Here is a 23,387-nt window from a genome sequence, read left to right as displayed (position 1 = left end):
CGCCTCGCGGAGGTACCCTCGCGCATGGCCCGTGGCGAGCGTCTCTCCTTCGTCGAGCTCGTCGAGGACGACGACCACGACGCCCGCACGCCCGACGCCACGACGCGGGGCACCGAGCCCACGCCCGTCCGGCGGTGGCGGCGTCCCGCGACGGTCGTCGGCGGCGTGGTCGCCGGCGTCGTGCTGGCCCTCGCCGTCGTGCAGGGCGTCTCGGACGCGCGGGCGCGCGGGGTCGACGCGCGGATCGCGGCGCTGCCCGGCGCGCTGGCGGACGTCGGCGAGACCCTCGAACCGCTGTGGATGCCGGGCGACGCGTGGTGGCCGACGGCGACCTCCGGCGGTGCTGCGTTCGGCACGGTCCTGGAGAGCGACGGGACGACGGCGCTCGTCGCGCGTGACGTGGACACCGGCGAGGAACGCTGGTCGGTGACCGTCGCGCCCGCGGTCCCCGGAGCGGCGCCCGTCGACGCGCGCTGCGTCCCGCCCGAGGGCGAGGGTGCGCCCGAGCCCGCGACGATGGTGTGCTTCGCGACCGACGGCCAGAGCGCCACCGGCTCGATCGACCCCGACGCAGCGTCGCGACCCGGCACGTGGTCGCGGCTGACGGTCGTGGACCTGCGCGACGGGACCGTGGTGGCGGCGCACGACCTCGAGGAGCCCGCGCTGCACGCGGCCGTGCTGCGGGACCTGACCGCGCTCCTGCGGGTCGACGCCCAGGGGTACGTCGAGGTCACCGCGGTCGACCCCGTGTCGGGCGAGGAGGCGTGGCGCTACCGCCACCCGACGGTGCTCCCCGGCGCGCGCGACGACCGCTGGTCGTACGTCGCGGAGTCGGCCGGGCACGCAGTCGTGCAGACGCCGCTCCAGGTGCTCGTCCTCGACCCGACCGGCCGGCTCCGCGAGGACCTGCGCGACGCCGAGACGTGGGCGGGCCCGTTCCTGCAGGCGTCGCGCGACGGGCGCACCCTCGTGGTCCGGGCGGGACGGCCCGACCTCGAGGTGCTCGGCGACTTCGCGGTGCGGCAGCTGGACGACGGCAGCCTTCCGGGGCTCGAGCTCTCGTCGACGGGCGGTCAGGTCCACGGGTGGGACGCGGGCACGGGCGAGCAGCGCTGGCAGGTCGAGCTCGACGCGGGCCAGATCTGGTCGGCGCTCGTCGTCGACGGGCGCGTGCACGTCGCGACCCGCACGGGTGTCGCGGCGCTCTCCGGCCGCACCGGCGAGGTGCTGTGGACGTACGACCTGGCGCCGGGCAGCACGACGTCGCAGCTGCTCACCGACGGGCCGCACGTGCTGGTCGAGCAGGTGGACCCGCGGGGCGTCGACGCGTCGGTGCTCGTCGTCCTGGACCGCCGGACGGGGGCGCACGTGCGCGACGTGAGCATGCCGACGGGGGTGCAGGGCGTCATCCCGTTCGGGCACCGGCTCCTGGCGTTCGCGTCGGAGCCGGTCGTCCTGGGCTGAGCCGCCGCACCGCCGCCGGGCGGTGCGGGCGCGACGTTAGGTGCCGCCGAGGAGACGTGCGGCACCGCGTCCGCCGACGAGCGGTGCCGGGAAGCGCGGCACGACGGACGTCCCCGCGAGCCACGCGCTCAGCCGGTGCGCCTCCGCCTCGATCGCGGCGGTCGCCTCCCGCCCGACGTCCTCCAGCGGGTACAGCTCGACCTGGCCGTCCTTCGCGACGGTCCACGCGCCGACGATCCGCCCGTCCACCCAGACCGCGGCGCCGCCGTTGCCGACCGCGTCGTACACCTGGGCCCGGTGCGGGCCGACGTACCAGTCGCGGTCGGTCCAGCCCATCGTCGTCGGGTCGAGCCACGGGAGCAGCGCGACCCACGGCTCGACCGGCCCGACCAGGTCCACGTCGTCGGGCAGCACCCACCCGGTCGTGCCACCGTCGAGCGCGACCTCGACGGCCCGCACGTCGGCGAGCGCGCGCCGCACGTCGCGCAGCGTCGAGCCGAGCCACCACCGCACGTCCGCCTCGGTGGCCGGTCCGAACCGGCCGAGCCACGCGCGCACGAGCGTCGCGCGGGCCTCGTGCTCGTCGAGGGGCTCGATCTCACCACCCAGCCAGTCGCGCGCGAGCACCCACGTCGGCCGCGACGCGGTCCACCGGCCGAGGTTGCCCGCGCGCACGACCGCCCCGGCGGCCTGGAGGCACGTGAGCACGCGCGACGCGATCGAGAAGGTGCCCGCCCACGGCTTGTCGCCGCCGTAGGCGACGCGCGCGTCGATCACCGCGAGCCGCTGCCGGAGCTGCGTGGACGTGAGCGGCTCCCCGCCCGCGAGCTCGGCGACCGTCGCAGCGACGGCCTCGTCGAACCACCGCTCGCCGTCGGTCGCGAGCCCTGCCGCCACGACGTCCTTGACCAGGCGACGACGCTCGGTCGCGGCGACCTTCGCGCTGCACGCGGCCTGCACGACGGGCAGCAGGTCGCGCGGGACGGCGAACAGCGTGCGGCGCATCGCGAGGTGCTTGACGAGCGTGCGGTCGGCGTAGAAGGCGCGGTCGAGGTCGTCGACGGTGAACCCGTCGGTGCGCGCCCACGCCGACAGGTACAGCCCGGCGGGGTCGGTCGCGTGCAGGCACACGACGCTCGCGGCGGCGTCCTCGACGGTGCGCCGGCGGTACGGGGCGGCGACGGCGTGGCGGCGGGCGAGCCGCGCACGCCGCTCGGCGGTGTCGAGGTGCTGCACGGCCCGATCGTGGCAGGTGCGGGCGTCGTCCGGGGGTCGCACGCCGCGCGCGGCTCGGTCCGGCTCGCGGCCGGGTGGCCGGTGCTCGAGGGTCGGTCGTCGCCCCCGCGGCCTTTCACCCCAGCCGCTGGTTGCACGGGGCGACTGGTCCGACGACGATCGTCGTGGGCGCCAAGGCGCGGACGCCCCCTCGTGCTCACTGGGGGGTGAGGGCGCGTGGCCGACCGGAACGCGCGCGTGCCTGCGCAGCAGGCTCTGCCGGCCGAGAGCGCCACCGCGCGCGACGGGCTCGACCCCCCGTCTCCCGTGATCGACGCCCTCGCGCTGGCCGGCGCGGGTGTCCTGCAGGCGACCCCGGACGGGCGCGTCGTCGGCGTCAACGCCGCGATGTCGTCGCTCGTCGGTGGTGCCCCGCTCGTCGGGCGCGAGCTGGCGCACCTCGTGACGGCGCGTCAGCGCGCGCGGGTGCGCGACGTCGTGGCGGCGCTCGCCGACGGGCGTCTCGACACGGCCGACCTGGCGCTCGAGCTGCGCGCACGGGACGGGACGCGGCCCGTGCGCGCGTCGGTCACCGTCGAGCGCGGCCCCGACTCCGCACCGCGGCACCTGCTGCTCGTCGCGCTCGACGACAGCGAGGCGCGTCGGACGGCGAGCGCGCAGGAGGCGCACGCACAGCGCGCCCGCGCCCTGGTGGCGGCGATGCCCGACGCGATCCTCGTGTGCGACGCGGGCGGGACGATCCGCGAGGCGAACCGGCAGGCGGAGGTCCTCTTCGGGTACGCGGCCGACGAGCTCGTCGGGCAGCCCGTCGAGCTCCTCGTCCCCGTCCCGCGCGCCCACGCGCACCGCTGGCTGCGGGACCGGTACGCCGCGGCGCCGCACGCGCAGCCCATGTCGACCGGCCCGGGGATCGCAGCGCGCACGAAGGACGGCTCGGAGGTGCCCGTCGAGGTCAGCCTCGCGGCCGTCGACCTGCCTGACGGGCCGGGCGTCGTGGCGTCGGTCCGGGACGTCACGGAGTCCCGGCGCGCCGTGGAGGACCTGCGCGCCTCGCACGACCTGATGGCGGGAATCCTCAGCGCGGCCACCGAGCAGGCGATCATCGCGACGGACCTCGACGGCAACGTCGAGGTCTACAGCGCGGGCGCCGAGCGGCTGCTGGGCTGGTCCGCAGCGGAGGTGCTCGGGACGCCCGCCGCACGCTTCGACAGCCCCGTCGCCGACCTGGGCGCGGACTGGGGCATGGACCCCGAGGTCCCGCCCGAGGTGCGTGTTCGGGAGCTCGTCGGCTCCGGTGTCGCGACGACGCGTCCGTGGATCTACCGGACCAGGTCCGGGGAGGACCGCGCCGTGCTCGTGTCGGTGACGGTGCGTCGCGGCCCGTCCGGACCTGCGGGCCTCATCATCGTCGCGACGGACCGCACGGCGTCGCTCGCGCGCGAGGCCGAGCTCGCGCGGAGCGAGGAGCGGTTCCGGCTCGCGTTCGACAACGCGCCCGTGGGTGTCGCGCTGCTCGACGCCAGGCCGGGCGCGGTCGGGCAGATCCTGCGCGTCAACCGCGCGCTGTGCGAGATCCTCGGGTTCGACGAGCCCGAGCTGCTGGGCACCGACCTCACGGCGCTCGTCCACCCCGAGTCGCTGCCCGAGCTCGTCGCGGCGCTCGGTCTGTTCGTGGACGGCACGGTGACGAGCGAGCGGCTCGAGCACCGGTACACGAGCGGCGACGGCGACGACGTGTGGGTGCAGATGAACCTCGCACTCGTCCCCGACGGCGACGGCGGCCCTGACTACCTCATCGGCCAGCTCGCCGACATCACCGAGCGCAAGCGCGCGGAGGCGGAGCTCACGCACAACGCGCTGCACGACTCGCTGACGAGCCTGCCGAACCGGGCGCTGCTGACCGAGCGCCTCGACCGGGCGCTCGTGCGCGCCGCGCGCGACGGGACCACGGTCGCGGTGCTCTACCTCGACATCGACAACTTCAAGGACGTCAACGACTCGCTCGGGCACGCGGCCGGCGACGAGCTGCTCGTCCACATCGCGCGGCGGCTCACCACGGTCATGCGCGACACCGACACCGCCGCACGGCTGGGCGGCGACGAGTTCGTCGTCGTCTGCGAGGACCTGACGAGCATGGACGACGTCGACGCGGTGACGCACCGCATCACGCAGGCCCTCGCGGTGCAGGTCCCGATCGCCGGCCGCACGGTCACGGTGTCGGCGAGCATCGGCATCGCGCACTCCACGACGGTGCACGACCGGTCCGACGACCTGCTGCGGGCGGCCGACATCGCGATGTACCGCGCCAAGGCCAACGGTCGCTCGCGCTACGAGTTCGCGGACGCCCCGACGCGGATCCGGGCGGTCCGGCAGCTCGAGCTCGAGGCGGACCTGCGCGCGGCGCTCGACGTGCAGAGCGTCCCGACGCTCGCTGCGCACGGCGAGCCGTCCGGCCGGGCCTCCGACCAGCTGCTGCTCGACTACCAGCCGTGCTTCGACGCGCGGTCGGGCGACCTCGTCGCGGTCGAGGCGCTGATCCGGTGGCAGCACCCGTCGCGCGGACGGCTGAACCCGGGCGACTTCCTCGACGTCGCCGAGGACCGCGACCTCATGGTGCCGCTCGGCCTGTGGGTGCTGCGGGCCGCGTGCACGCAGGCCGCCGCCTGGCACCGGACGTACGGGTCGCGGTGCCCCGAGCTCTGGGTCAACGTGTCGACCCGCCAGCTCGGGCGTCACGAGTTCGCCGCGCGGCTCGCCGACGTGCTCGCCGAGACGGGTCTGCCGCCCGAGAAGCTGTGCGTCGAGCTCACCGAGCGCCAGGCGCTCAGCAGCGCGCACTCGACCCTCTCGGACCTGCACGCGCTGCCCGGCCTGGGTGTCCGCCTCGCGATCGACGACTTCGGGACGGGGTACGCCGGGCTGGACTACCTGCGACGCCTGCCCGTGTCGTGCCTGAAGGTCGACGCGAGCTACGTCGCGTCGCTCGGCGTCGACAGCACCGGCACCGCGGTCGCCGCGGGCGTCGTGAACTTCGGGCGGGCGCTCGACCTGACGGTCGTGGCGGAGGGCGTCGAGACCGCGCAGCAGCGCGACATGATCGTCGACCTGGGGGCGGACGTGCTGCAGGGGTTCCTGCTGGCCCGCCCGGGCGGTCCGGAGGTCGTCGACCGGCTCCTGCGCGACCAGGTCTGCTCCGTGCCACCCGCGTCCTGACCGCCGCCGGTCACGGTGCTGACCCCCGCGCGACACGGGTCGCGTGACCCGGCCGATCGCGGTCGCGTGGCCGGACCAGACCCGCCGCGCCCGCCTCTCAGCCGACGAACACGCAGAACGGGTGGCCGGAGGGGTCGGCGTAGACGCGCAGCGGCTCGACGGGGTCGTCGGTGCGGTCGAAGAGCAGCCGGGCGCCGAGGGCGGTCGCGCGCTCGTGGGCGGCGTCGAGCGCGGCGACGTCGGGCACGCTCGTGTCGAGGTGGAGCTGCTGCGGGACGGTGTGGTCGGGCCACGTCGACGGCGGCAGGTGCTCGACCTTCTGGAACGCGAGCGGCACGCCGTCGTCGTTGCGGAGCACGAGCCAGTCGTCGCCGTTCGGGTCGGGCTCGCCGGGGGCGGGCGGCTCGTCGCCGTCGCGGTACCGCAGGCCGAACAGCTCGCGGTAGAACTCGGCGAGCCCGCGCGGGTCGGTGGTGTCGAGGACGACCTGGCGGATGACAGGGCGGGCGTCGGGCATCGGGGACCACCTCCGCGGGCCACACTGGTCCTGCGCCGCGGCGCCCGCCACCCGGCGGATGCTCAGCGCGATCCGCATGCGCCCGATTTACTTACTGACCAGTTGGTAATCCTTCGCTAGACTCCGACGGCGCTCGAATCGATTCGCCCGTCGGTTCGCGCCGCAGTCGCACCCGCTCGCCCTCGCCCGTCCCGCCCTGCACCGCCGCCGTGAGAGGACCCGTCCGTGCCGCACCCGTACCAGGACCCCGCGCTCCCCGTCGCCGAGCGCGTCGCCGACCTCGTCGGGCGGATGACCCTCCCCGAGAAGGTCGGCCAGATGATGCAGCTCGACGCGCGCGAGGACGTCCGCAGCCTCGTCGAGGACATGCACGTCGGCTCGATCCTGCACGCGTCGCCCGAGCACCTGCACGAGGCCGTCGAGCTCACGGCGCGCACCCGGCTCCAGATCCCGCTGCTCGTCGGCGAGGACTGCATCCACGGCCACTCGTTCTTCGAGGGCGCCACGATCTACCCGACGCAGCTCGGCATGGCTGCCTCGTGGGATCGCTCCCTCGCCGAGCGCGTCGCGCGCGCGACCGCCGTCGAGGTCGCCGCGACCGGCATCCACTGGACCTTCTCGCCCGTCCTGTGCATCACGCGGGACCTGCGGTGGGGCCGCGTCGACGAGACGTTCGGCGAGGACCCGTTCCTCATCGGCGAGCTCGCGTCGGCGATGGTCGCCGGGTACCAGGGCGCCGGCCTGCACGACCCGACCGCGATCCTGGCGACCGCCAAGCACTTCGCCGGGTACTCCGAGACGCAGGGCGGGCGCGACGCGTCCGAGGCCGACATCAGCCACCGCAAGCTCCGGTCCTGGTTCCTGCCGCCGTTCGAGCGCGTCGCCCGCGAGGGCTGCCGGACGTTCATGCTCGGCTACCAGTCGACCGACGGCGTGCCCGTCACCATCAACGACTGGCTGCTGTCCGACGTCCTGCGCGGCGAGTGGGGCTACACCGGCACGCTCATCACCGACTGGGACAACGTCGGCCGCATGGTCTGGGAGCAGCACATCCAGCCCGACCACGCGCACGCCGCCGCGGCCGCGGTCAACGCCGGCAACGACATGGTGATGACGACGCCGCAGTTCTTCGCGGGTGCCCAGGAGGCCGTCGCCGCCGGGATGCTCGACGAGTCCGCGATCGACGCCGCCGTCGCGCGCATCCTCACGCTCAAGTTCGAGCTCGGACTGTTCGAGGACCCGCGTCGTCCCGACGCCGCCCGGCAGGCCGAGGTCGTCGGGTCCGCCGAGCACACCGCGCTCAACGTCGAGGTCGCCCGGCGCTCGCTCGTGCTCCTGACCAACGACGGGACGCTGCCGCTCGCGGGGGGCCTGACCGCCGACGGCCACTCCGGGCGGGCGCTGCCCGGCGACCGGCCGCGACGCGTCGCCGTCGTCGGACCCAACGCGCACGACCCCGACACGACCCTCGGGGACTGGGCCGGCCGGTCCGGCCAGGCCGACTGGCTGCCCGACGGCCACCCGCGGCACCTGATCTCGACCGTCCTCGACGGCCTGCGCGACCACGTCCCCGCCGACTGGACCGTCACGCACGCGCGCGGCGCGGAGATCCTCACGCTCGAGCCCGACCCGGCCGGCGCGTTCTTCCCCGACGGCCAGCCGCGCCCGCCGGTGGTCGTGCCCGCCGACGTCGACGACGCGCTGATCGCCGAGGCCGTCGCTGCCGCGCAGGGCGCCGACTACGTCGTCGCCGTCGTGGGCGACCGCATCGAGCTCGTCGGCGAGGGCCGGTCCACCGCGACGCTCGACCTCATCGGCGGGCAGGTCGCGCTGCTCGACGCGCTCGAGGCCACCGGCACGCCGATGGTCGTGGTCGTCGTCGCGTCGAAGCCGCTCGTCCTGCCGCCGTCCGCCCACCGCGCCGCCGCGATCCTCTGGGCCGCGAACCCCGGCATGCGCGGCGGTCAGGCCGTCGCCGAGGTGCTGCTCGGGCTCGTCGAGCCGACGGGCCGCCTGCCGATCTCGTTCGCCGCGCACGTCGGCCAGCAGCCGACGTACTACAACCAGATCCCCGGGCAGCACGGCGACCGGTACGCCGACCTCACGCAGCGCCAGCCGTTCGCGTTCGGCGAGGGGCTGTCGTACACGACGGTCACGTACTCCGACCTGCGCATCTCCACGCCCGAGGTCGGCGTCGACGACACGGTCCGCGCGACGGTGACCGTCGCCAACACCGGGGACCGGCCGACGCGGGAGACCGTCCAGGTGTACGTGCGCGACGTCGTCACGTCCGTCACCTGGGCCGACAAGGAGCTCAAGGCCTACCGGCAGGTCGACCTCGCGCCCGGTGAGTCCGTCGTCGTCGACCTGGAGCTGCCCGTCGCGGACTGCACGATCGTCGACCGCCGCGAGCGCCGCGTCGTCGAGCCCGGCGCGTTCGACCTGCTCGTCGGCCCGTCCTCCCGCGACGAGGTGCTCCTGAAGGCCCGCTTCACGGTCGCCTGAACCCGCCCGCGTCGACCCGCGTCCACCCGTGGACGCACGGGCGGACCCTGAGGCCGGCAGCCCCGGTCCCAGGGTCCGGTCCGGGTCGGTCCCCGATGTGGCGGGGGCGGTCGGCGCAGGAGGCTGGGATCACCGCCGAGACGCGACCGTCGCGTCCGGCGGCCCAGGAAGGAACCCCCGTGAACATCCACGACCAGATGAGCCGCCAGGGACTGGTCCGACCCGTCCAGGGCCGCGTCCTCGCCGGCGTCTGCGCCGGCCTGGGTCAGCGGTTCGGCATCTCGCCGTGGGCTGCTCGGCTGCTGTTCGTCCTGCTGCTCATGGTCATCCCCGGCAGCCAGATCCTCGTCTACCCGATCCTCTGGATCCTCATGCCGTCGGAGTCCCCGCAGCCGGCCTACGCCTACGGGCCGCCGCGCGCCTGACCCGACCGATGACCGGCGGCCGCGACCTGGAGGGGGTCCGGCCGCCGCGTCGTCTCCGCCGCCGGCCCCCAGACCGACCGGACGTCCGTCCCACCTCGCCCTCCGTGTCGCCGAGTTCGTCACTCCGTGCCGAGTTCGTGAGCTGCAGCTGACGAACTCGGCGCGAAGTAGCGACCTCGCGCGAGGCGCAGGGGTGGGGTGAGGGGTCGGGGGTGGGTCAGGGGGCGACGCGGCCGTGGGCGTTGAACGCGGCGTGCGTCAGGGGCATCAGGCCCGCCCAGAGGGACTCCATGCGCTCGGCGACCATCTCGATCTCGCGCTGCGGGAACGACGGGACCGTCGCGCGCTCGTCCTTGGTGCGCAGCGACAGGAAGTGCATGAGCGAGCGCGCGTTGCACGTCGCGTACATCGACGAGAACAGGCCCACGGGCAGCACCGCGCGCGCGACCTCACGGGCCACCCCGGCGGCCAGCATGTCCTGGTAGGCGTCGTACGCACCCTGGTACGCCTCGAGCATCGAGCGCGACACGACGTCGTGCTGCTCGGGGGTGCCGTCGACGAACTCGTACCGGCCCGGCTTGCCCTGCTGCACGAGCTTGCGCTCGGGCGACGGGACGTAGAACACCGGCTGCAGCTCGCGGTACCGGCCCGACTCCTCGTTGTAGGAGAAGCCCGCGCGGTGCCGGTGGAACTCGCGGAACACGAAGATCGGCGCCGAGACGAAGAAGGTCATCGAGTTGTGCTCGAACGGCGTGCCGTGCCGGTCCCGCATGAGGTAGTTGATGAGGCCCTGCGAGCGGCTCGCGTCCTTCTCGAGCTCCTCGAGCGACGCCTCGCCGGCCGTCGACACCCGGGCCGCGAACAGCACGTCCGCGTCGTGCGCGGAGTGCCGCACGAGCTCGACGGTGACGTCGTCGCGCACCCGCACGGGCTCGTGCGCGGACGCCGGCGTCTCGGGCTGGGTGTCGGGCTGCAGCGACACGTCGGGATCCCTTCGTCGGGCGCCGCGGCGCGACGCTCCGCACACCCTACGGCTCCTCGACGCAGTGCCCGGCGACGGCCCACCGGCGGTCGCCGATGTCGTCCGGAGCACACCGCGTCAGGCCGTCGAGGTCGCCGCCGCAGCGGTCGCCGCGGTCGTCCTCGGGGTCGCCCGACGCACCCGCAGGTCGACCAGGTCGTACCCCTGCGCGACCTCGTTCCACCGCACGACGGGCGGCCCCGCGACCTCCAGGTCGACGGCCAGGAGCGTCGTGACGAACGCCTCCGTCTCGGCCATCGCGAGCGGTGCGCCGGGGCACTTGTGGTGCCCGTCCCCGAAGCTCAGCAGGGTCGGCGGGACCGCGCGTGGGACGGCGCGCCCCGGGCACAGCCGGTCGCCGTCGGCACCCGCGACGCGCGCGTCGGCGTTCGCGGCCCGCACGTCGACGTCCAGCACCGACCCGGCCGGCACGTGCACCGGGCCGTCGGGACCGTCGAGGGTCAGGGGTGCCGTCGTCTCGCGCAGGACGTGCGCGACGACCGGTTCGAGCCGCAGCACCTCGTCGAGGATCGCGAGCCGCTCGTCGCGCCGCGCGACGCGGTACCGGGCGCGCAGCACGTCGTCGTCGAGCAGGTGCCAGACGGCCGCGGTGATGAGCTCCCGCGTCGTCGCCATGCCCGCGGCCGCGTACGTCACGCACTCGGTGAGGACGTCGAGGTCGCTGAAACCGTCGTCGAGCAGGCGGCTGATGAGGTCGTCGCGACGACGACGCCGGCGTGAGCGGATCGCCGGGCGCACGTCGAACAGGTAGAACCGCAGCATCGCGGTGCTGCGCCGCGCCGCGAGCCACCGCCGCAGCCACGGGCCGGCGGCGGGCGGGTCAGGGGCGAAGAAGGTGTCGAGCCGGCGGTGCAGACCCGCCGACGACGCGCGGTCGATGCCGATGACCGTCGCCGCGACCTGCACCGCCATGCCCATCGCGAGCCGTGCGACGTCCGACCACGCGTCCGGGCCGACGGTCGCGACCAGCCGCCGGGCCGTCGACTCCAGCCACGGGCGGTACGACTCGACCGTGCGCGGTGCGAAGAACCGCGCGGCCGCCCGCCGCTGCGCGTGGTGCTGCTCGCCCTCGAGGTAGAGGATCGGCGGCCGGATCCGCGGGCCCGTCGTGCCGCCCGCGCCGCCCGTCCGGTGGAAGTTCTCCGCGTTGAACCCGGCCTGCCGCGTGTGCTCCGGGTGCCGCAGGACGGTGCGCGCGAGCTCGAACGAGCGGATGCGCCAGCGCCTCTCACCGACCTGCTCGAGGTCGGGCGCCGTCCCGTCGCCGGGCTGCGTGAGCTTGCGGGCCGGGCAGCCACCGGCCTCCACGGGAGCCGTCATGCCCGGAGCGTAGGTCGGACCGCCCGCGGCGGCCATCGCGACCGGTTAGCCTGACGCTCGTCCAGACCTGGGGGTGGTCGTCGTGCCGGTCGAGCGCATCGCGCTGGTGTCCGACGTGCACGGCAACATGACGGCGTACGACGCGGTGCTCGCCGACATCGACGCCCGCGGGGTCGGGACGGTCCTCAACCTCGGCGACGTCGCGGGCAAGGGTCCGCGCGGCTCGGCCGCCGTCGCGCGCACCCGCGAGCGCTGCGCGGTCACCGTCCGCGGCAACTGGGACGACTTCATGCCGGGCCCGGGACCGTTCGACGACCCGTCCGTGACCTGGTGGCGCGACGAGCTCACCGCCGACGACCGCGCGTGGCTGACGTCCCTGCCGCTGTCGCACGACCTCGTCGTCTCCGGGCGGCACGTGCGGCTGTTCCACGCGTCCGCGACGAGCGTCTACACGCGCGTGTTCTTCCAGCACACCGACGACGAGTTCGACGGCATGTTCGCGACGACTCCGCTGACGGGCGACGGCCCGACGCCCGACCTGGTCGTCTACGGCGACGTGCACGACGTGTACGTCGAGACGCGCGAGGGCCGCACGCTCGCGAACGCGGGCAGCGTCGGCAACCCGCTGGACGAGCCGACGGCGTCCTACCTCGTGCTCGAGGGCGTCGTGGGCGGCACGCGGTCCGACCCGTTCGCGCTGACGGTCGTGCGCGTGCCGTACGACGTCGAGGCGGAGATCGCCGTAGCGGTCGCCGCGGGGATGCCGACCGTCGAGGCGTACGCGATCGAGCTGCGGACAGCCGTGTACCGCGGGTTCCACGCCGAGCGCGGCCTGCGCGCCCCGGACGCCGCGGCATCGCGCTGACGCCCGGGGCGCTGCCGGCAGTCGGTGGCTACTGGTCGCCGAGCCTCTGGTCCGCCGCGTCCTGCGCCTTGTCGATCTGCTCGTCGTGCGAGCCGCCCGTCGCGGACGACGCCGCGTCGGCGCCCTTGTCCAGCGCGGTGTCGCTGGCGTTCTCGCCCTTGTCGCTCTTCAGCGCGTCGGACGCCTTGTCACCCAGGTCGTCGATGCCCATGGGGTGCTCCCCTGCTCGGTCCAGCCGGGACGCCGCACTGCTGGAGCGTCTCTCCATGCTGCGCCGCGGGCCGGTGGTCCGCACGACGGGGGCGGGCCGATGAGTCGGCGCGTGGTCGGTGGTCCGTAGGGCAGGTGCGGTCGTCGACGGCGGCACCGCCACCCGCAGGCACGCGCCCGCAGGCACCGCACCCGCACGACTCACGCACCCGGAACGACGACGGAGGACCCGATGACTGCGACACCCGTGACCGCCCCGACGACCGGCCTGCTCGACGTGGGCGACGCCCGGCTGCACTACGAGGTACGCGGGTCCGGCCCGCTCGTCGTGCTCGTCGCGGCGCCGATGGACGCCGACGCGTTCGCGCCGCTCGCCGACCTGCTGGCGACGGACCGGACGGTCCTCACGACCGACCCGCGCGGCATCCGCCGGTCGACGGTCGTCGACCCGGACGCCGACGCGACGGTCGAGCTGCGCGCGGACGACGTGGCGGCGCTGGTCGCGCACGTGGGGCTCGGGCCTGCGGAGCTCGTGCTCGGGTCGTCCGGTGGTGCGGTGACCGTGCTCGACCTGGCGACCCGGCACCCCGACGCCGCCCGGGTCGTGCTCGCGCACGAGCCGCCGCTGCACGCGGTCCTGCCTGACGACGCCGAGCTCGCCGTGCGGACCCGGCGCATGGTCGACACGCACCTGTCGGGCGACGTCGTCGGGGCGTGGCAGCAGTTCATGGAGATCGCGGACATCCCGATGCCGCCCGAGCTGGTCGAGCAGATGTTCGGCGGGGACCGGACGCCGCAGGACGTCGCCGACGACCACATGCAGTTCGCGCACATGCTGTGGCCGACGGTCCGCTACCGGCCTGACGTGGACGCGCTGCGCACCTCGCCGACGCGCGTCGTCGTGGGCATCGGCGAGGAGTCCGCCGGGCAGCTGTGCGACCGCTCGTCGCGTGCGCTCGCCGCCCTGCTCGGCGTCGAGCCGGTCCTGTTCCCGAGCGACCACATCGGCTTCGTCGAGGACCCGCCCGCGTTCGCCGCCCGCCTCCGCGAGACCCTCTGGCCGGCCCCGCCGACGGCTGCCTGACGCCGCGAGGCGCGCGAGACCGACATGGCTGCCGCTCGGGCGCCGCGAACGGCCACCATGTCGGTCTCGACCCCGCTCGCGTCGGGCGCGCGAGGCGGGCGGGGTCAGGCAGGCGAGGTCACGCGGACGGGGTCAGGCGGGCGGCGCGGAGGGTGAGGTAGCGGCGTTCGGGGACGGACGTCGCCGCAGCGGCGGCGCGCCGGTAGGCGGTGCGTGCCGCGGCGATGTCGCCCGCCGACTCGAGCAGGTGGGCGCGGACCGCGTCCAGGCGGTGACCGGGCAGGTCCACGTCGTCGAGCAGGTGCAGCCCGGCCTCGGGACCGTCGACCATCGCGACGGCCACGGCCCGGTTGACCGCGACGACCGGGCTGCCCGTCATCCGCTCCAGCAGCCCGTACAGCGTGACGATCTGCGGCCAGTCGGTGTCCGCCGCGGTCGCCGCGCGGTCGTGCACGGCGGCGACGGCGGCCTGGAGCTGGTACTCGCCGACGGACCGCGCGGCGATCGCCTCGTCGAGCAGCGCGAGCCCTTCGGCGACCAGCGCACGGTCCCAACGGGTGCGGTCCTGCTCCGGGAGCGGCACGAGCTCGCCCGCTGCGTCCGTGCGGGCCGGGCGGCGCGCGTCGGTGAGCAGCATGAGGGCCAGCAGGCCCGTGACCTCGGGGTCGGCGGGTTCGAGCGCGTGCAGCCAGCGCGTCAGCCGGACGGCCTCGTCGGAGACGTCGACCCGGTGCAGGTCCCCGCCCGACGTGCTGGTCGACCCCTCGGTGAACATCACGTAGAGCACGTGCAGGACGCTGCGGAGCCGCGCCGCGCGCTCGTCGGGCGCGGGCATCGTGAACGTCGACCCGGCCTCGGCGACGCGGCGCTTCGCGCGGCTGATGCGCTGCGCCATGGTGGCCTCGGGGACCAGGAACGCCCGCGCGATCTCGGCCGTCGTCAGGCCCCCGACGGCGCGCAGCGTGAGCGGGATCGCCGACGACGGCGTGAGCGCGGGGTGGCAGCAGAGGAACAGCACGGTGAGCGAGTCGTCGTCGCCCGGGGCGTCCGGCGTGACGGCGTCCTCGGCCGCCCACCGCTCCTCGCGCCCTCGTCGCGCCCGGTCCGACCGCACGGCGTCGAGCAGCCGTCGGGTCGCCGTCTGGAGCAGCCAGCCGAACGGCTTCTCCGGCACGCCGTCGCGCGGCCAGTGCGTCACGGCGACGACGAGCGCCTCCTGCACCGCGTCCTCGGCGGCCGCGAAGTCGCCGGACCGCCGGCCGAGCACGCCGAGGACCTGCGGCGCGAGCGTGCGCAGCAGGTCCTCGGGCAGCCGACCGGCGTCGTCCGGCGTGGTCAGGCGACGCCGTCCGCGGTGCGCAGGTACTCGCGCATGCCCTCGACGTCGGACGCACCGCCGTCGTCCATGACGCGTCGCAGGTGGATCGGCTGGCCCGTCGGGACACCGCCGCGGCCGGGCACCGCCGAGACGAGCGCAGCGATCTCGACCGCCCGCTCCTCCGTCTCGACGTCGACGACCTGGTACCCCGCGAGCCACTCCTTGAACTCCGGGAACGGGCCGTCCGTCACGACGGGCGCGCCGGTCGCGTCGACGCGCACGATCTTGGCCAGGTCGGGGCCGGTGAGGATCGTCGACTCGACCAGCTCTCCGTTCGCCTCGAGCTCCCGGTTGAGCGCGGCGTAGTAGTCGAGGTGGGCGGTGATCTCCTCGGGCGTCCACTCCTCCATCGGCGTGGGGTCGGTCCCCGGCTGGAAGTCGACCCCGATCAGGTAGCGCGGCATGTCGTTCACTCCTCGTGCTCGTCGTGCCCAGACTGGCACTCTCACCCGGGGAACGGAGCCGTCTCGCGGTTCTCGACATCGGCGGCCGACGTCGTCGCGACGCGTCGCGGACGTCCGGCGGCGCTGAGCGCGAGGGCGGCGACCAGGACGACGGCCGCGGCGGGCACGGGGAGCGCGGCCGGGCCGGCCCGGTCCACGACGGCCGCGCCCAGGGCCGCCCCGACGGCGATCCCGAGGTTGAAGACGACGGGGATGACGGTGCCCGCGGTCGCGCGGTGCTCGGGACCCGCGGCGCGCAGGATCGCGGTCTGCGCGAGCGGCGGGAGGGCACCGGTCGTGAGGCCCCACGCGGCGACGACGAGGACGGCGACCGCCGGGTGCGCGCCGACGGCCAGCAGCGCGACGAGCGAGGCGGCGACCAGGACCGTCGTCACCACGAGCGTCGCCCCGGGCCGCCGGTCCCCGACCCGCCCGACGACCGCGACGCCCACCGCGGAGGCGACGCCGAACAGGAGCAGCAGGCCGCTCACGCCTCCGGGCAGGTGCGCGGCGGGTTGCTCGACGAGGCGGGTCACGAACGTGAAGGCCGCGAAGTGGCCGACGAGCACGAGGCCGACCAGCGCGGCGACGACCAGCACGGGCCGCAGCGACGGACGCGATGCTGCGCCGACGCCCGCGACCCCGGCACCGCTGCCGTCCCCCGCACGGCCCTCCGCGCCTCGCCCGTCGTCCGCACCGGCGGCACCGTCCGCACCGCCGGCACCGTCCGCGCCCTCGCGCGCGTCCGCGGCTCGGCCACCCTGCACGGGCGCACCCGCCGGCAGCACCATGGCCCGCACCAGCGCCGCCGCGACGACCGCCAGGACCGCGAGCGCCACGAACGCCCCGCGCCAGTCCCACGCCCGCGCGACGACGTTCGCGAGCGGCGTCCCCAGGACGGTCCCGAGCGTGGCCCCGCCGAGGACGACCGCGATCGCGCGCGCGAGGTGCGACGGCGCCACCAGGTCGGCGGTGTGCGTGTTGACGGCGGCCCACAGCAGCCCGGTCGCGGCGGCACCTGCCACGCGTGCACCCGCGGCGACGGAGTACGTCGGGGCGAGAGCAGTGAGCGCGGCGCTGCCGGCGAAGACCACGAGCGCGGCGGCGACGACGGCCCGCCGGTCGAACCTGGCGGTGAGCCGGACCAGCGGGAACGTCGCGACCACGACGGTGAACGCCCACAACGACACGAGCAGCCCGGTGCGGGCCTGCGGGACGTCGAGGTCGGCGCTCATCGCGGGCAGCACCGCGGTCGGGAGCATCTCGCCGGTGACCATCACGAAGGTGGCCCCGCCGAGGACGAGGAGGCTGGGCCAGGGAAGACGGCCGGTGGTGTCCATGAGCGCGACGCTAGAGTTTGACATCAGTGTGAAGGTCAAGGGTCGACGCACCGCGACGTCGACCTCGTCGAGGGAGCGGTGGTCGTCGTGAAGATCGGTGAGCTGTCCCGCCGCACGGGCGTCTCGACGCGCCTGCTGCGCTACTACGAGGAGCAGGGCCTCATCTCCCCCGCGCGCTCCGCCAACACCTACCGCGAGTACGACGAGGCCGACGTGGCCCAGGTCGAGCGCGCGGTGGGGCTCGTCCGGGCGGGGCTCCCGACGCGTCTGGCCAAGGTCGTCCTCGACCTCGAGCGCACGCAGGACGAGGACCTCGCGGCGTCGTGCCCGCGGACGGTCGCGGAGATGCTGGCCGACGAGCTGCAGGGGCTCGACGCACGCATCGCGTGCCTGACCGCGAGCCGCGCGACCATCCACGACTTCCTGGTCCGTACGTCGCACGCGGCCGACGTCCTGGAGGCGACCCGCCCGACCTCCTGACGCGCCTGCGCGACGGATCGGACGCTCGTCCTATTCCCCTGTGACTGCCGTCATGGCTACCATGCACCGTCCGGTTCGCACCACGACGGAGGTCCGCTGTGCAGCAACGCCACAAGCTCACCGTCCTCGTCTCGGCCCTCGCCCTCGCCGGCGCGGCCGTCGCGACACCCGCCGCCGCCGACACCCTCGGCGGCCCCGGTCACGGCGGAGGCCACGGCTACCCGCCCAGCGCCGCCGAGAAGTTCTCGAAGAAGGTCACCGAGCGCGCCGTCTTCCGGCACCTGCAGGAGCTGCAGCGCATCGCCGACCGCAACGACGGCAACCGCGCCGCGCTCACCCCCGGCTACGAGGCCAGCGCCCGGTACGTCGAGAAGACGCTCCGCAAGGCCGGCTACACCACCACGCGCGACCCGTTCACGTTCGAGCGCGAGGTCGTCGACGCCGCCACCCTCACCGTCGCGGGTGGCGCGACGTACGACGTCGACCAGATGACCTTCGCCGTGAACACGCCCGACGTGGGCGTCACCGCGCCGACCGCGTCCCCGCTCGACACGTTCGGCTGCACGGCCGACCAGTGGCAGGGCGTCGACGTCGCGGGCCGGATCGCCGTCATCAGCCGCGGCGGCTGCAACTTCTCGGTCAAGGCGCAGCTCGCGCAGGCCGCCCAGGCAGTCGGCGTCGTCGTCTACAACAACCTCCCCGAGACGCTGCTCATCGGCACGCTCGGCGAGAACAGCGGCGTGACCATCCCCGCCGCCGGCGCCACGCTCGAGGACGGGCAGGCGATCGTGGCGACCCCGGGCGTCACCGTCACGCTCGACACCCGCGTGCACACCGAGACCAGCGAGAGCTTCAACGTCATCGCGCAGACGAAGGCCGGCCGGCAGGACAACGTCGTCTTCCTCGGTGCGCACCTCGACGGCGTCGACGACGGCCCGGGCATCAACGACAACGGCACGGGCTCGGCGGCGCTGCTCGAGACCGCCGTCCAGCTCGGCCGCGACAAGAAGATCCCCAACGCCGTGCGGTTCGCGTGGTGGGGCGCCGAGGAGCTCGGCCTCATCGGGTCGACCGCGTACGTCGAGGACCTGGCGGCGCAGCCGGGCGAGCTCGACAAGATCGCGACCTACCTGAACTTCGACATGGTCGGCTCGCCGAACTACGTGATCGGCGTGTACGACGCCGACCAGTCGACCTACCCGGCCCCCGTGCCGGTCCCGCCGGGCTCGCCCGAGACCGAGGACGTCTTCACCGACTACTTCGACTCGATCGGCCAGCCCTGGGTCGACACCCCGTTCTCGGGCCGGTCCGACTACCAGGCGTTCATCCTCAACGGCATCCCCGCGTCCGGCCTGTTCACCGGTGCCGACGACGTGAAGACCGAGGAGGAGGTCGCGCTGTTCGGCGGCACCGCCGGCATCACGATGGACCCGAACTACCACTCGCCGGGCGACGACATCTCGAACGTGAACCGCGACGCGCTGCGGATCATGACGGGCGCCATCGCCTACGCGACGTACAGCCTCGCGCTCGACACGTCCGCCGTGAACGGCGTGGAGAGCCCGACCAAGCCGCGACCCGGCCACGGGCACGGGCCCGGCAAGGGTCGCAGCGGCGTCGGGACGTACGGCCACCAGGAGGGGTGGGACCGGGCGTCCTGACCGGGGCACGCACCCGCGCCGGTCGGAGGAGGGACCGGCCGGCGCGGGTGCGGACCGCGCGGCACGACGGGGTGCGTGCGCGGCGCCGATCACCCCGCGCGCGCCGGCGTGCGGGGTGATCGCGACCCTTCGGTGACGTGTCCGGCACGATGCCGCCATGACACGCCTCACCGTGCTGTTCCTCGGCGACTCGTTCGTCGCCGGCGTCGGTGACCCGACCGCGCTCGGCTGGACCGGGCGCCTCCTCGCGGCGACCCACCGCCCCGACCGCGACCTCACCGGCTACGTGCTCGGCGTGCGCCGCGAGACCTCCGACGACGTGCTCAGCCGCTGGGAGCGCGAGGCCGACGTCCGGCTCCCGGGCGTCGGCGTCGGTGCCGTCGTGGTCTCGTTCGGGGTCAACGACGCGACGCTCGAGGACGGGCGTCGTCGCGTCCCGGAGGACCGGACCGGCGACAACCTCCGCCGGCTCGTCGAGGGTGCCCGGGCCCGTGACCTCGCGGTGCTGGTGGTCGGGCCGCCGCCGATCGCCGACGACGACGTCGACGCGCGCCTGGTGGCGCTCGACGCGCACCTCCACGTGACGGCCGCCGCGGTCGACGTCCCGTACGTGCCCACCGTCGGGTCGCTGCTCGACGACCCGGTGTGGCGGGCCGAGGTCGCCGCGGGCGACGGGGCGCATCCCGGTGCGGCGGGGTACGCGCGGCTCGCCGCCCTGGTCCGCCCGTCGTGGGACGCGCTCGTCGAGGACCTCACGGCCTGACCGCACGCGCGGCGACGCGACGGCAGGCCGGTCGAGGCCGCAGCGTCAGGACGGGCGGGTCGCCTTGCCGTCGAGCCACAGGGTGTCGGACTCGTCGCGGTGGGTGCCTGACGTCCCGACGTGCTTCTGGCTGATCGACGGGCCCTTGGTGATGACGTGCACCATCGCCATCCCGTGCCCGCGGCCCAGGCCGTAGTCCTCGGCCAGCCACGCGAGGATCTCCCCCGCCTTGGTGCCCGGCCCGTACCCGCGCGCGGTCGCCTGGTCGAGCAGCTGGCGGGGTGTGAGGCCGGTCTTCTCCTCGACGGCGTCGAGGTAGGCCTGGAACGACATGAGGTCCTCCGGTGGGTGCGACGGGTGCGGTGCGCGCTGCGCTGCCGCAGGTCAGGCGGCCTGCGGTGCGCCCGCACGTGGACGATCCTTGCGGGGACCACCGACAGAGGGAAGGCTCGACGTCTCGACGGCAGCCTGCACCCCGGGTGCTCGTCGACGACCGGACGGAGGGGCATGGGGCACGACCACGCGCACGGCGCCGCGGACCACCGCGGTCGGCTGGCGGTCGCGTTCGGCATCTCGCTCGCGATCCTGCTCGCGCAGGCCGTCGGGGCGGTCGTCACGGGGAGCCTCGCGCTGCTCGTCGACACCGCGCACGTGCTGACCGACACGGGCGGCCTCGCGCTCGCGCTGGTCGCCGCGCACCTCTCGCTGCGTCCGCCGTCGCCCACCCGCACGTGGGGCTACCGGCGGGCGGAGGTCCTCGCCGCGCTCGCGCAGTCGGCCGTGCTGCTCGTCGTCGGCGTGTACGTGCTGGTCGAGGCCGTGCAGCGGCTCGTGGACCCGCCGGAGATCCCGTCGACGACGCTCGTCGTCTTCGGCCTCATCGGTCTCGCCGGCAACCTCGTCGCGCTGGGCGTGCTCGCGTCGAGCCGCTCCGACAACCTCAACCTGCGCGCCGCGTTCCTCGAGGTCGCGAACGACGCGCTCGGGTCGCTCGCGGTCGTCGTCGCAGCCGTCGTCATCGCGACCACCGGCTGGCTGCGCGCGGACGCGGTCGCGGCGCTCGTCATCGGCGCGCTGATCCTGCCCCGGGCCATGCGCCTGCTGCGCGAGACGACGAGCGTCCTGCTCGAGTCGACCCCGCCCGGGCTGGACCTCGACGAGGTGCGGACGCACCTGCTGCGCGTCGAGCACGTGCGCGAGGTGCACGACCTGCACGCGTCGCTCATCGCGACCGGGCTGCCGGTCATCAGCGCGCACGTCGTCGTCGACGACGGGTGCTTCTCCGACGGGCACGCGGGACGCATCCTCGACGAGCTCCAGGAGTGCGTCGCGCAGCACTTCGACCTGTCCGTCGAGCACTCGACGTTCCAGGTCGAGACCGCGTCGCACCGTCGTCACGAGCACCCGAGCCACGCCTGACGCCAGCCCGCGCACGCCGGCCGGACGAACCGGACGCGGGACCGGATCTGTGCGCTGATCTGCACACACCCTCCACCGCACCGCCCCGCGACCGGGTCCGCGCGCGGGCGGGGCTTCCTACCGTCGGACCGTGCCCACGACGCGTCACACCGCCGCTCCCCGCTCCCGTTCCGCCCGGCACGCCCGACGCCTGCGGGGCCGCCCCTGGCTGCGTGTCACGGCCGTCACCGCCGTCGCCGTGGTGGCGTTCGCGGGGACCGCGGCCGCGTCGCTCTACGTGAGGCTCCGCGGCAACGTCGACACCGTCGACACGAGCAGCCTGATCGACGTGCCGCTCCCCACGGACACCGAGCCGCCCGACCCCGACGACCCGAACGCCGGGCGCGCGGTGAACCTCCTGGTGATCGGGTCGGACGACCGCAGCGGCGAGAACGGCCGGATCGGCGGGTACGTCGAGGGCCAGCGGTCGGACACGACGCTGCTCGTGCACCTGTCCGCCGACCGCGAGCGCGTCGACGTCGTCTCGATCCCGCGCGACTCCCGCGTCGACATCCCCGCCTGCAACCTCACGGGCGGTGGCGCGATCGAGTCGCGGCGCGGCAACTTCAACGACGCGTTCGCGCTGGGCTGGGACCACGGCCGCGACCTCGAGTCGGCCGCCGCCTGCACGATCATGACCGTCTACGAGAACACCGGGATCCTCGCCGAGCACACCGTGGTCGTGGACTTCAGCGGGTTCCAGGGCATGGTCGACGCGATCGGCGGGGTGTCGATCTGCGTGCCGGCCGACATCGACGCCGAGTACGTCGACCTCACCCTCGCGGCGGGTCAGCACGTCCTCGACGGCCCGACGGCGCTCAACTTCGCGCGCGCCCGCACGGGCAAGGGCCTCGGCGACGGGTCGGACACGAACCGCATCGGCAACCAGCAGCGCCTCGTCGCGGCGATGGTCGACGAGGTGTTCGCGAAGAACGTGCTGACGGACGTGCCGCAGCTCGTCGGCTTCCTCGGGGCGGCGACGCAGTCCCTGACCGTCGACCCCGCGCTCAAGGACGCGATGATCGGGCTCGCGTTCAGCCTCCGGTCGGTGCGCGCGGAGAACATCACGTTCCTGACGGTGCCGTTCGTCGACAGCACGGAGAAGCGCTACAAGGTCGACTGGACCGCGGAGGCCGACACCCTCTGGGCGAACCTCCTCGCCGACCGACCGCTCACACAGGCGTCCGCTCCCCCGCCCGTCACGGACGACCCCGCCTCCGGCTCCGGCTCGGCAGGCGGCGCGGGCGGCACCGGCGGCACGGGAGACGCAGGCGGGGCAGGCGGTGCGACGACCGCGCCGCCGGACACGCCCGTCCCGTCGCAGACCCGGGAGGCCGGTCGCGAACCGTTCACGGTGAACGACACGACCGCGGTCTGCGCCTGACCCTCTCGACGCGCACCCGGTCGGGCGGACCGGCGAGCACCGCTAGACGATCCTCACCCCGCCCGCGCGCGCAGCCGCGACGACACGTGCTCGTCGCCCGCGTGTCAGGCCGACCAGCGCGACGCGTCGGCCGTCCTCGAGCGCGAGGGTGACACGGCGACCCGAGTCACTGATCGTGGCGATCTGGCCCCACTCGTGGGTCATCCCGACGGCCCGGGAGACGAAGGAGCGGAGGAACGGCCCACGGAACCGGATGCCTTCGTCGTCGACCTGCAGACCGACGAGAGGCCACGACGCCGAGAACCGCAGCGGGACCCGGAGACCGACACGGAACCGATGGACCACCACGCCCTCGACCTCTCCTTGCTCCAGGCGGTACCGAGCCTCGCGGGTGCCCGCGCAGGAGTCATCGGGTGGCGCACGTCGCGACTTGACGTCCCGGTCCGCGTCCTCGCTCCGAGACGGACCACCCCGTCCTGGAGCCCGCCGACGGTGCCGAAGCGGGCGCCAAGACGGGGTCGCCGGTGGGCGGCGGGGTTGGTGACTCCGGCGGGTCCACGAGCCGCTGCACGGCCTCGACCAGCACGTACACGCCGACG

At 74.8% G+C, this 23,387-nt stretch carries 20 protein-coding genes; 11 read left to right on the top strand and 9 right to left on the bottom strand.

The window, feature by feature from the left end; translation table 11 throughout:
- The first annotated feature begins 24 nt into the window (after positions 1-24).
- Positions 25-1,464, top strand: coding sequence for a BamB-related PQQ repeat family beta-propellar protein (locus OMK64_RS14745; RefSeq protein WP_272729120.1), 1,440 nt, complete (start codon positions 25-27; stop codon positions 1,462-1,464).
- A 36-nt stretch (positions 1,465-1,500) separates the two neighbouring features.
- Here OMK64_RS14745 and OMK64_RS14740 read toward each other — a convergent pair whose 3' ends face one another.
- Positions 1,501-2,700, bottom strand: a complete 1,200-nt coding sequence (locus OMK64_RS14740) for a winged helix DNA-binding domain-containing protein (RefSeq protein ID WP_272729119.1) — start codon at positions 2,698-2,700, stop codon at positions 1,501-1,503.
- A 216-nt stretch (positions 2,701-2,916) separates the two neighbouring features.
- On the opposite strand from OMK64_RS14740, the gene OMK64_RS14735 reads away from it, so the two are divergent.
- Positions 2,917-5,913, top strand: a complete 2,997-nt coding sequence (locus OMK64_RS14735) for an EAL domain-containing protein (protein WP_272729118.1) — start codon at positions 2,917-2,919, stop codon at positions 5,911-5,913.
- 97 nt (positions 5,914-6,010) lie between these two features.
- Here OMK64_RS14735 and OMK64_RS14730 read toward each other — a convergent pair whose 3' ends face one another.
- Complete coding sequence (locus OMK64_RS14730; protein ID WP_272729117.1) at positions 6,011-6,430, bottom strand: VOC family protein; 420 nt, start codon at positions 6,428-6,430, stop codon at positions 6,011-6,013.
- A gap of 225 nt (positions 6,431-6,655) precedes the next feature.
- Between OMK64_RS14730 and OMK64_RS14725 the strand changes: the two genes are divergently transcribed.
- Positions 6,656-8,935 carry an exo-beta-d-1,3/1,6-glucosidase gene (locus tag OMK64_RS14725; protein ID WP_272729116.1) on the top strand — a complete coding sequence of 760 codons (2,280 nt, stop codon included), beginning with the start codon at positions 6,656-6,658 and terminating at the stop codon, positions 8,933-8,935.
- Between the two features lie 179 nt (positions 8,936-9,114).
- Positions 9,115-9,360 carry a PspC domain-containing protein gene (locus OMK64_RS14720; RefSeq protein ID WP_235843524.1) on the top strand — a complete coding sequence of 82 codons (246 nt, stop codon included), beginning with the start codon at positions 9,115-9,117 and terminating at the stop codon, positions 9,358-9,360.
- Between the two features lie 217 nt (positions 9,361-9,577).
- On the opposite strand, the gene thyX is transcribed toward OMK64_RS14720, so the two are convergent.
- Together thyX and OMK64_RS14710 are read right to left on the bottom strand one after the other, a co-directional pair.
- Positions 9,578-10,336, bottom strand: coding sequence for an FAD-dependent thymidylate synthase (gene thyX, locus OMK64_RS14715; protein WP_272729136.1), 759 nt, complete (start codon positions 10,334-10,336; stop codon positions 9,578-9,580).
- Positions 10,337-10,459: 123 nt separating this feature from the next.
- Entirely contained in the window at positions 10,460-11,722 is a 1,263-nt protein-coding gene (locus OMK64_RS14710) for a cytochrome P450 (protein WP_272729115.1), read from the bottom strand.
- Positions 11,723-11,804: 82 nt separating this feature from the next.
- On the opposite strand from OMK64_RS14710, the gene OMK64_RS14705 reads away from it, so the two are divergent.
- A complete protein-coding gene (locus OMK64_RS14705; RefSeq protein WP_272729114.1) occupies positions 11,805-12,587 on the top strand; it encodes a metallophosphoesterase family protein in 783 nt (260 codons plus the stop codon).
- 28 nt (positions 12,588-12,615) lie between these two features.
- Here the strand turns inward: OMK64_RS14705 and OMK64_RS14700 are convergent, their stop codons facing one another.
- Positions 12,616-12,798 (bottom strand): antitoxin, encoded by a 183-nt coding sequence (locus tag OMK64_RS14700; protein ID WP_272729113.1) that lies wholly within the window; start codon positions 12,796-12,798, stop codon positions 12,616-12,618.
- Between the two features lie 231 nt (positions 12,799-13,029).
- Here OMK64_RS14700 and OMK64_RS14695 point away from each other — a divergent pair, with 231 nt between their 5' ends.
- Positions 13,030-13,881 carry an alpha/beta fold hydrolase gene (locus OMK64_RS14695; protein WP_272729112.1) on the top strand — a complete coding sequence of 284 codons (852 nt, stop codon included), beginning with the start codon at positions 13,030-13,032 and terminating at the stop codon, positions 13,879-13,881.
- 118 nt (positions 13,882-13,999) lie between these two features.
- Here the strand turns inward: OMK64_RS14695 and OMK64_RS14690 are convergent, their stop codons facing one another.
- The 3 genes from OMK64_RS14690 to OMK64_RS14680 are packed head-to-tail and all read right to left on the bottom strand — an operon-like array spanning position 14,000 to position 17,042.
- Positions 14,000-15,178, bottom strand: coding sequence for an RNA polymerase sigma factor (locus tag OMK64_RS14690; protein WP_445292854.1), 1,179 nt, complete (start codon positions 15,176-15,178; stop codon positions 14,000-14,002).
- Between the two features lie 38 nt (positions 15,179-15,216).
- Positions 15,217-15,663: a YciI family protein gene (locus tag OMK64_RS14685; RefSeq protein ID WP_272729111.1), complete on the bottom strand. Its 447-nt coding sequence runs from the start codon at positions 15,661-15,663 to the stop codon at positions 15,217-15,219.
- Between the two features lie 41 nt (positions 15,664-15,704).
- The gene (locus OMK64_RS14680; RefSeq protein WP_272729110.1) at positions 15,705-17,042 is read right to left on the bottom strand and encodes an MFS transporter; all 1,338 of its coding nucleotides are present in this window, start codon (positions 17,040-17,042) and stop codon (positions 15,705-15,707) included.
- Between the two features lie 87 nt (positions 17,043-17,129).
- Between OMK64_RS14680 and OMK64_RS14675 the strand changes: the two genes are divergently transcribed.
- From OMK64_RS14675 to OMK64_RS14665, 3 genes are all read left to right on the top strand, one after another.
- Positions 17,130-17,522, top strand: coding sequence for a MerR family transcriptional regulator (locus tag OMK64_RS14675; RefSeq protein ID WP_272729109.1), 393 nt, complete (start codon positions 17,130-17,132; stop codon positions 17,520-17,522).
- Between the two features lie 98 nt (positions 17,523-17,620).
- Entirely contained in the window at positions 17,621-19,183 is a 1,563-nt protein-coding gene (locus OMK64_RS14670) for a M28 family metallopeptidase (RefSeq protein ID WP_272729108.1), read from the top strand.
- 157 nt (positions 19,184-19,340) lie between these two features.
- Entirely contained in the window at positions 19,341-19,946 is a 606-nt protein-coding gene (locus tag OMK64_RS14665; RefSeq protein ID WP_272729107.1) for a DUF459 domain-containing protein, read from the top strand.
- Positions 19,947-19,991: 45 nt separating this feature from the next.
- Here OMK64_RS14665 and OMK64_RS14660 read toward each other — a convergent pair whose 3' ends face one another.
- Positions 19,992-20,279, bottom strand: a complete 288-nt coding sequence (locus tag OMK64_RS14660) for a DUF4287 domain-containing protein (RefSeq protein WP_272729106.1) — start codon at positions 20,277-20,279, stop codon at positions 19,992-19,994.
- Between the two features lie 174 nt (positions 20,280-20,453).
- Between OMK64_RS14660 and OMK64_RS14655 the strand changes: the two genes are divergently transcribed.
- Together OMK64_RS14655 and OMK64_RS14650 are read left to right on the top strand one after the other, a co-directional pair.
- Positions 20,454-21,365 (top strand): cation diffusion facilitator family transporter, encoded by a 912-nt coding sequence (locus OMK64_RS14655; RefSeq protein WP_272729105.1) that lies wholly within the window; start codon positions 20,454-20,456, stop codon positions 21,363-21,365.
- A 130-nt stretch (positions 21,366-21,495) separates the two neighbouring features.
- On the top strand, positions 21,496-22,788 hold the full coding sequence (locus tag OMK64_RS14650) for an LCP family protein (RefSeq protein WP_272729104.1): 1,293 nt from the start codon (positions 21,496-21,498) through the stop codon (positions 22,786-22,788).
- The last annotated feature ends 599 nt before the right edge of the window (positions 22,789-23,387 follow it).

This window comes from Cellulomonas fimi, from assembly GCF_028527925.1.
Taxonomy (GTDB): Bacteria; Actinomycetota; Actinomycetes; order Actinomycetales; family Cellulomonadaceae; genus Cellulomonas; species Cellulomonas fimi_C.
This window is presented reverse-complemented; position numbering and strand designations above follow the sequence as displayed.

What these genes read in the sequence shown, in the direction of transcription:
- OMK64_RS14745 (WP_272729120.1), top strand. Translation starts at nt 25, where the DNA reads ATGGCCCGTGGCGAGCGTCTCTCCTTCGTCGAGCTCGTCGAGGACGAC.
- OMK64_RS14730 (WP_272729117.1), bottom strand. Translation starts at nt 6,430, where the DNA reads ATGCCCGACGCCCGCCCTGTCATCCGCCAGGTCGTCCTCGACACCACC.
- OMK64_RS14710 (WP_272729115.1), bottom strand. Translation starts at nt 11,722, where the DNA reads ATGACGGCTCCCGTGGAGGCCGGTGGCTGCCCGGCCCGCAAGCTCACG.
- OMK64_RS14700 (WP_272729113.1), bottom strand. Translation starts at nt 12,798, where the DNA reads ATGGGCATCGACGACCTGGGTGACAAGGCGTCCGACGCGCTGAAGAGC.
- OMK64_RS14695 (WP_272729112.1), top strand. Translation starts at nt 13,030, where the DNA reads ATGACTGCGACACCCGTGACCGCCCCGACGACCGGCCTGCTCGACGTG.
- OMK64_RS14685 (WP_272729111.1), bottom strand. Translation starts at nt 15,663, where the DNA reads ATGCCGCGCTACCTGATCGGGGTCGACTTCCAGCCGGGGACCGACCCC.
- OMK64_RS14680 (WP_272729110.1), bottom strand. Translation starts at nt 17,042, where the DNA reads ATGGACACCACCGGCCGTCTTCCCTGGCCCAGCCTCCTCGTCCTCGGC.
- OMK64_RS14665 (WP_272729107.1), top strand. Translation starts at nt 19,341, where the DNA reads ATGACACGCCTCACCGTGCTGTTCCTCGGCGACTCGTTCGTCGCCGGC.
- OMK64_RS14660 (WP_272729106.1), bottom strand. Translation starts at nt 20,279, where the DNA reads ATGTCGTTCCAGGCCTACCTCGACGCCGTCGAGGAGAAGACCGGCCTC.
- OMK64_RS14655 (WP_272729105.1), top strand. Translation starts at nt 20,454, where the DNA reads ATGGGGCACGACCACGCGCACGGCGCCGCGGACCACCGCGGTCGGCTG.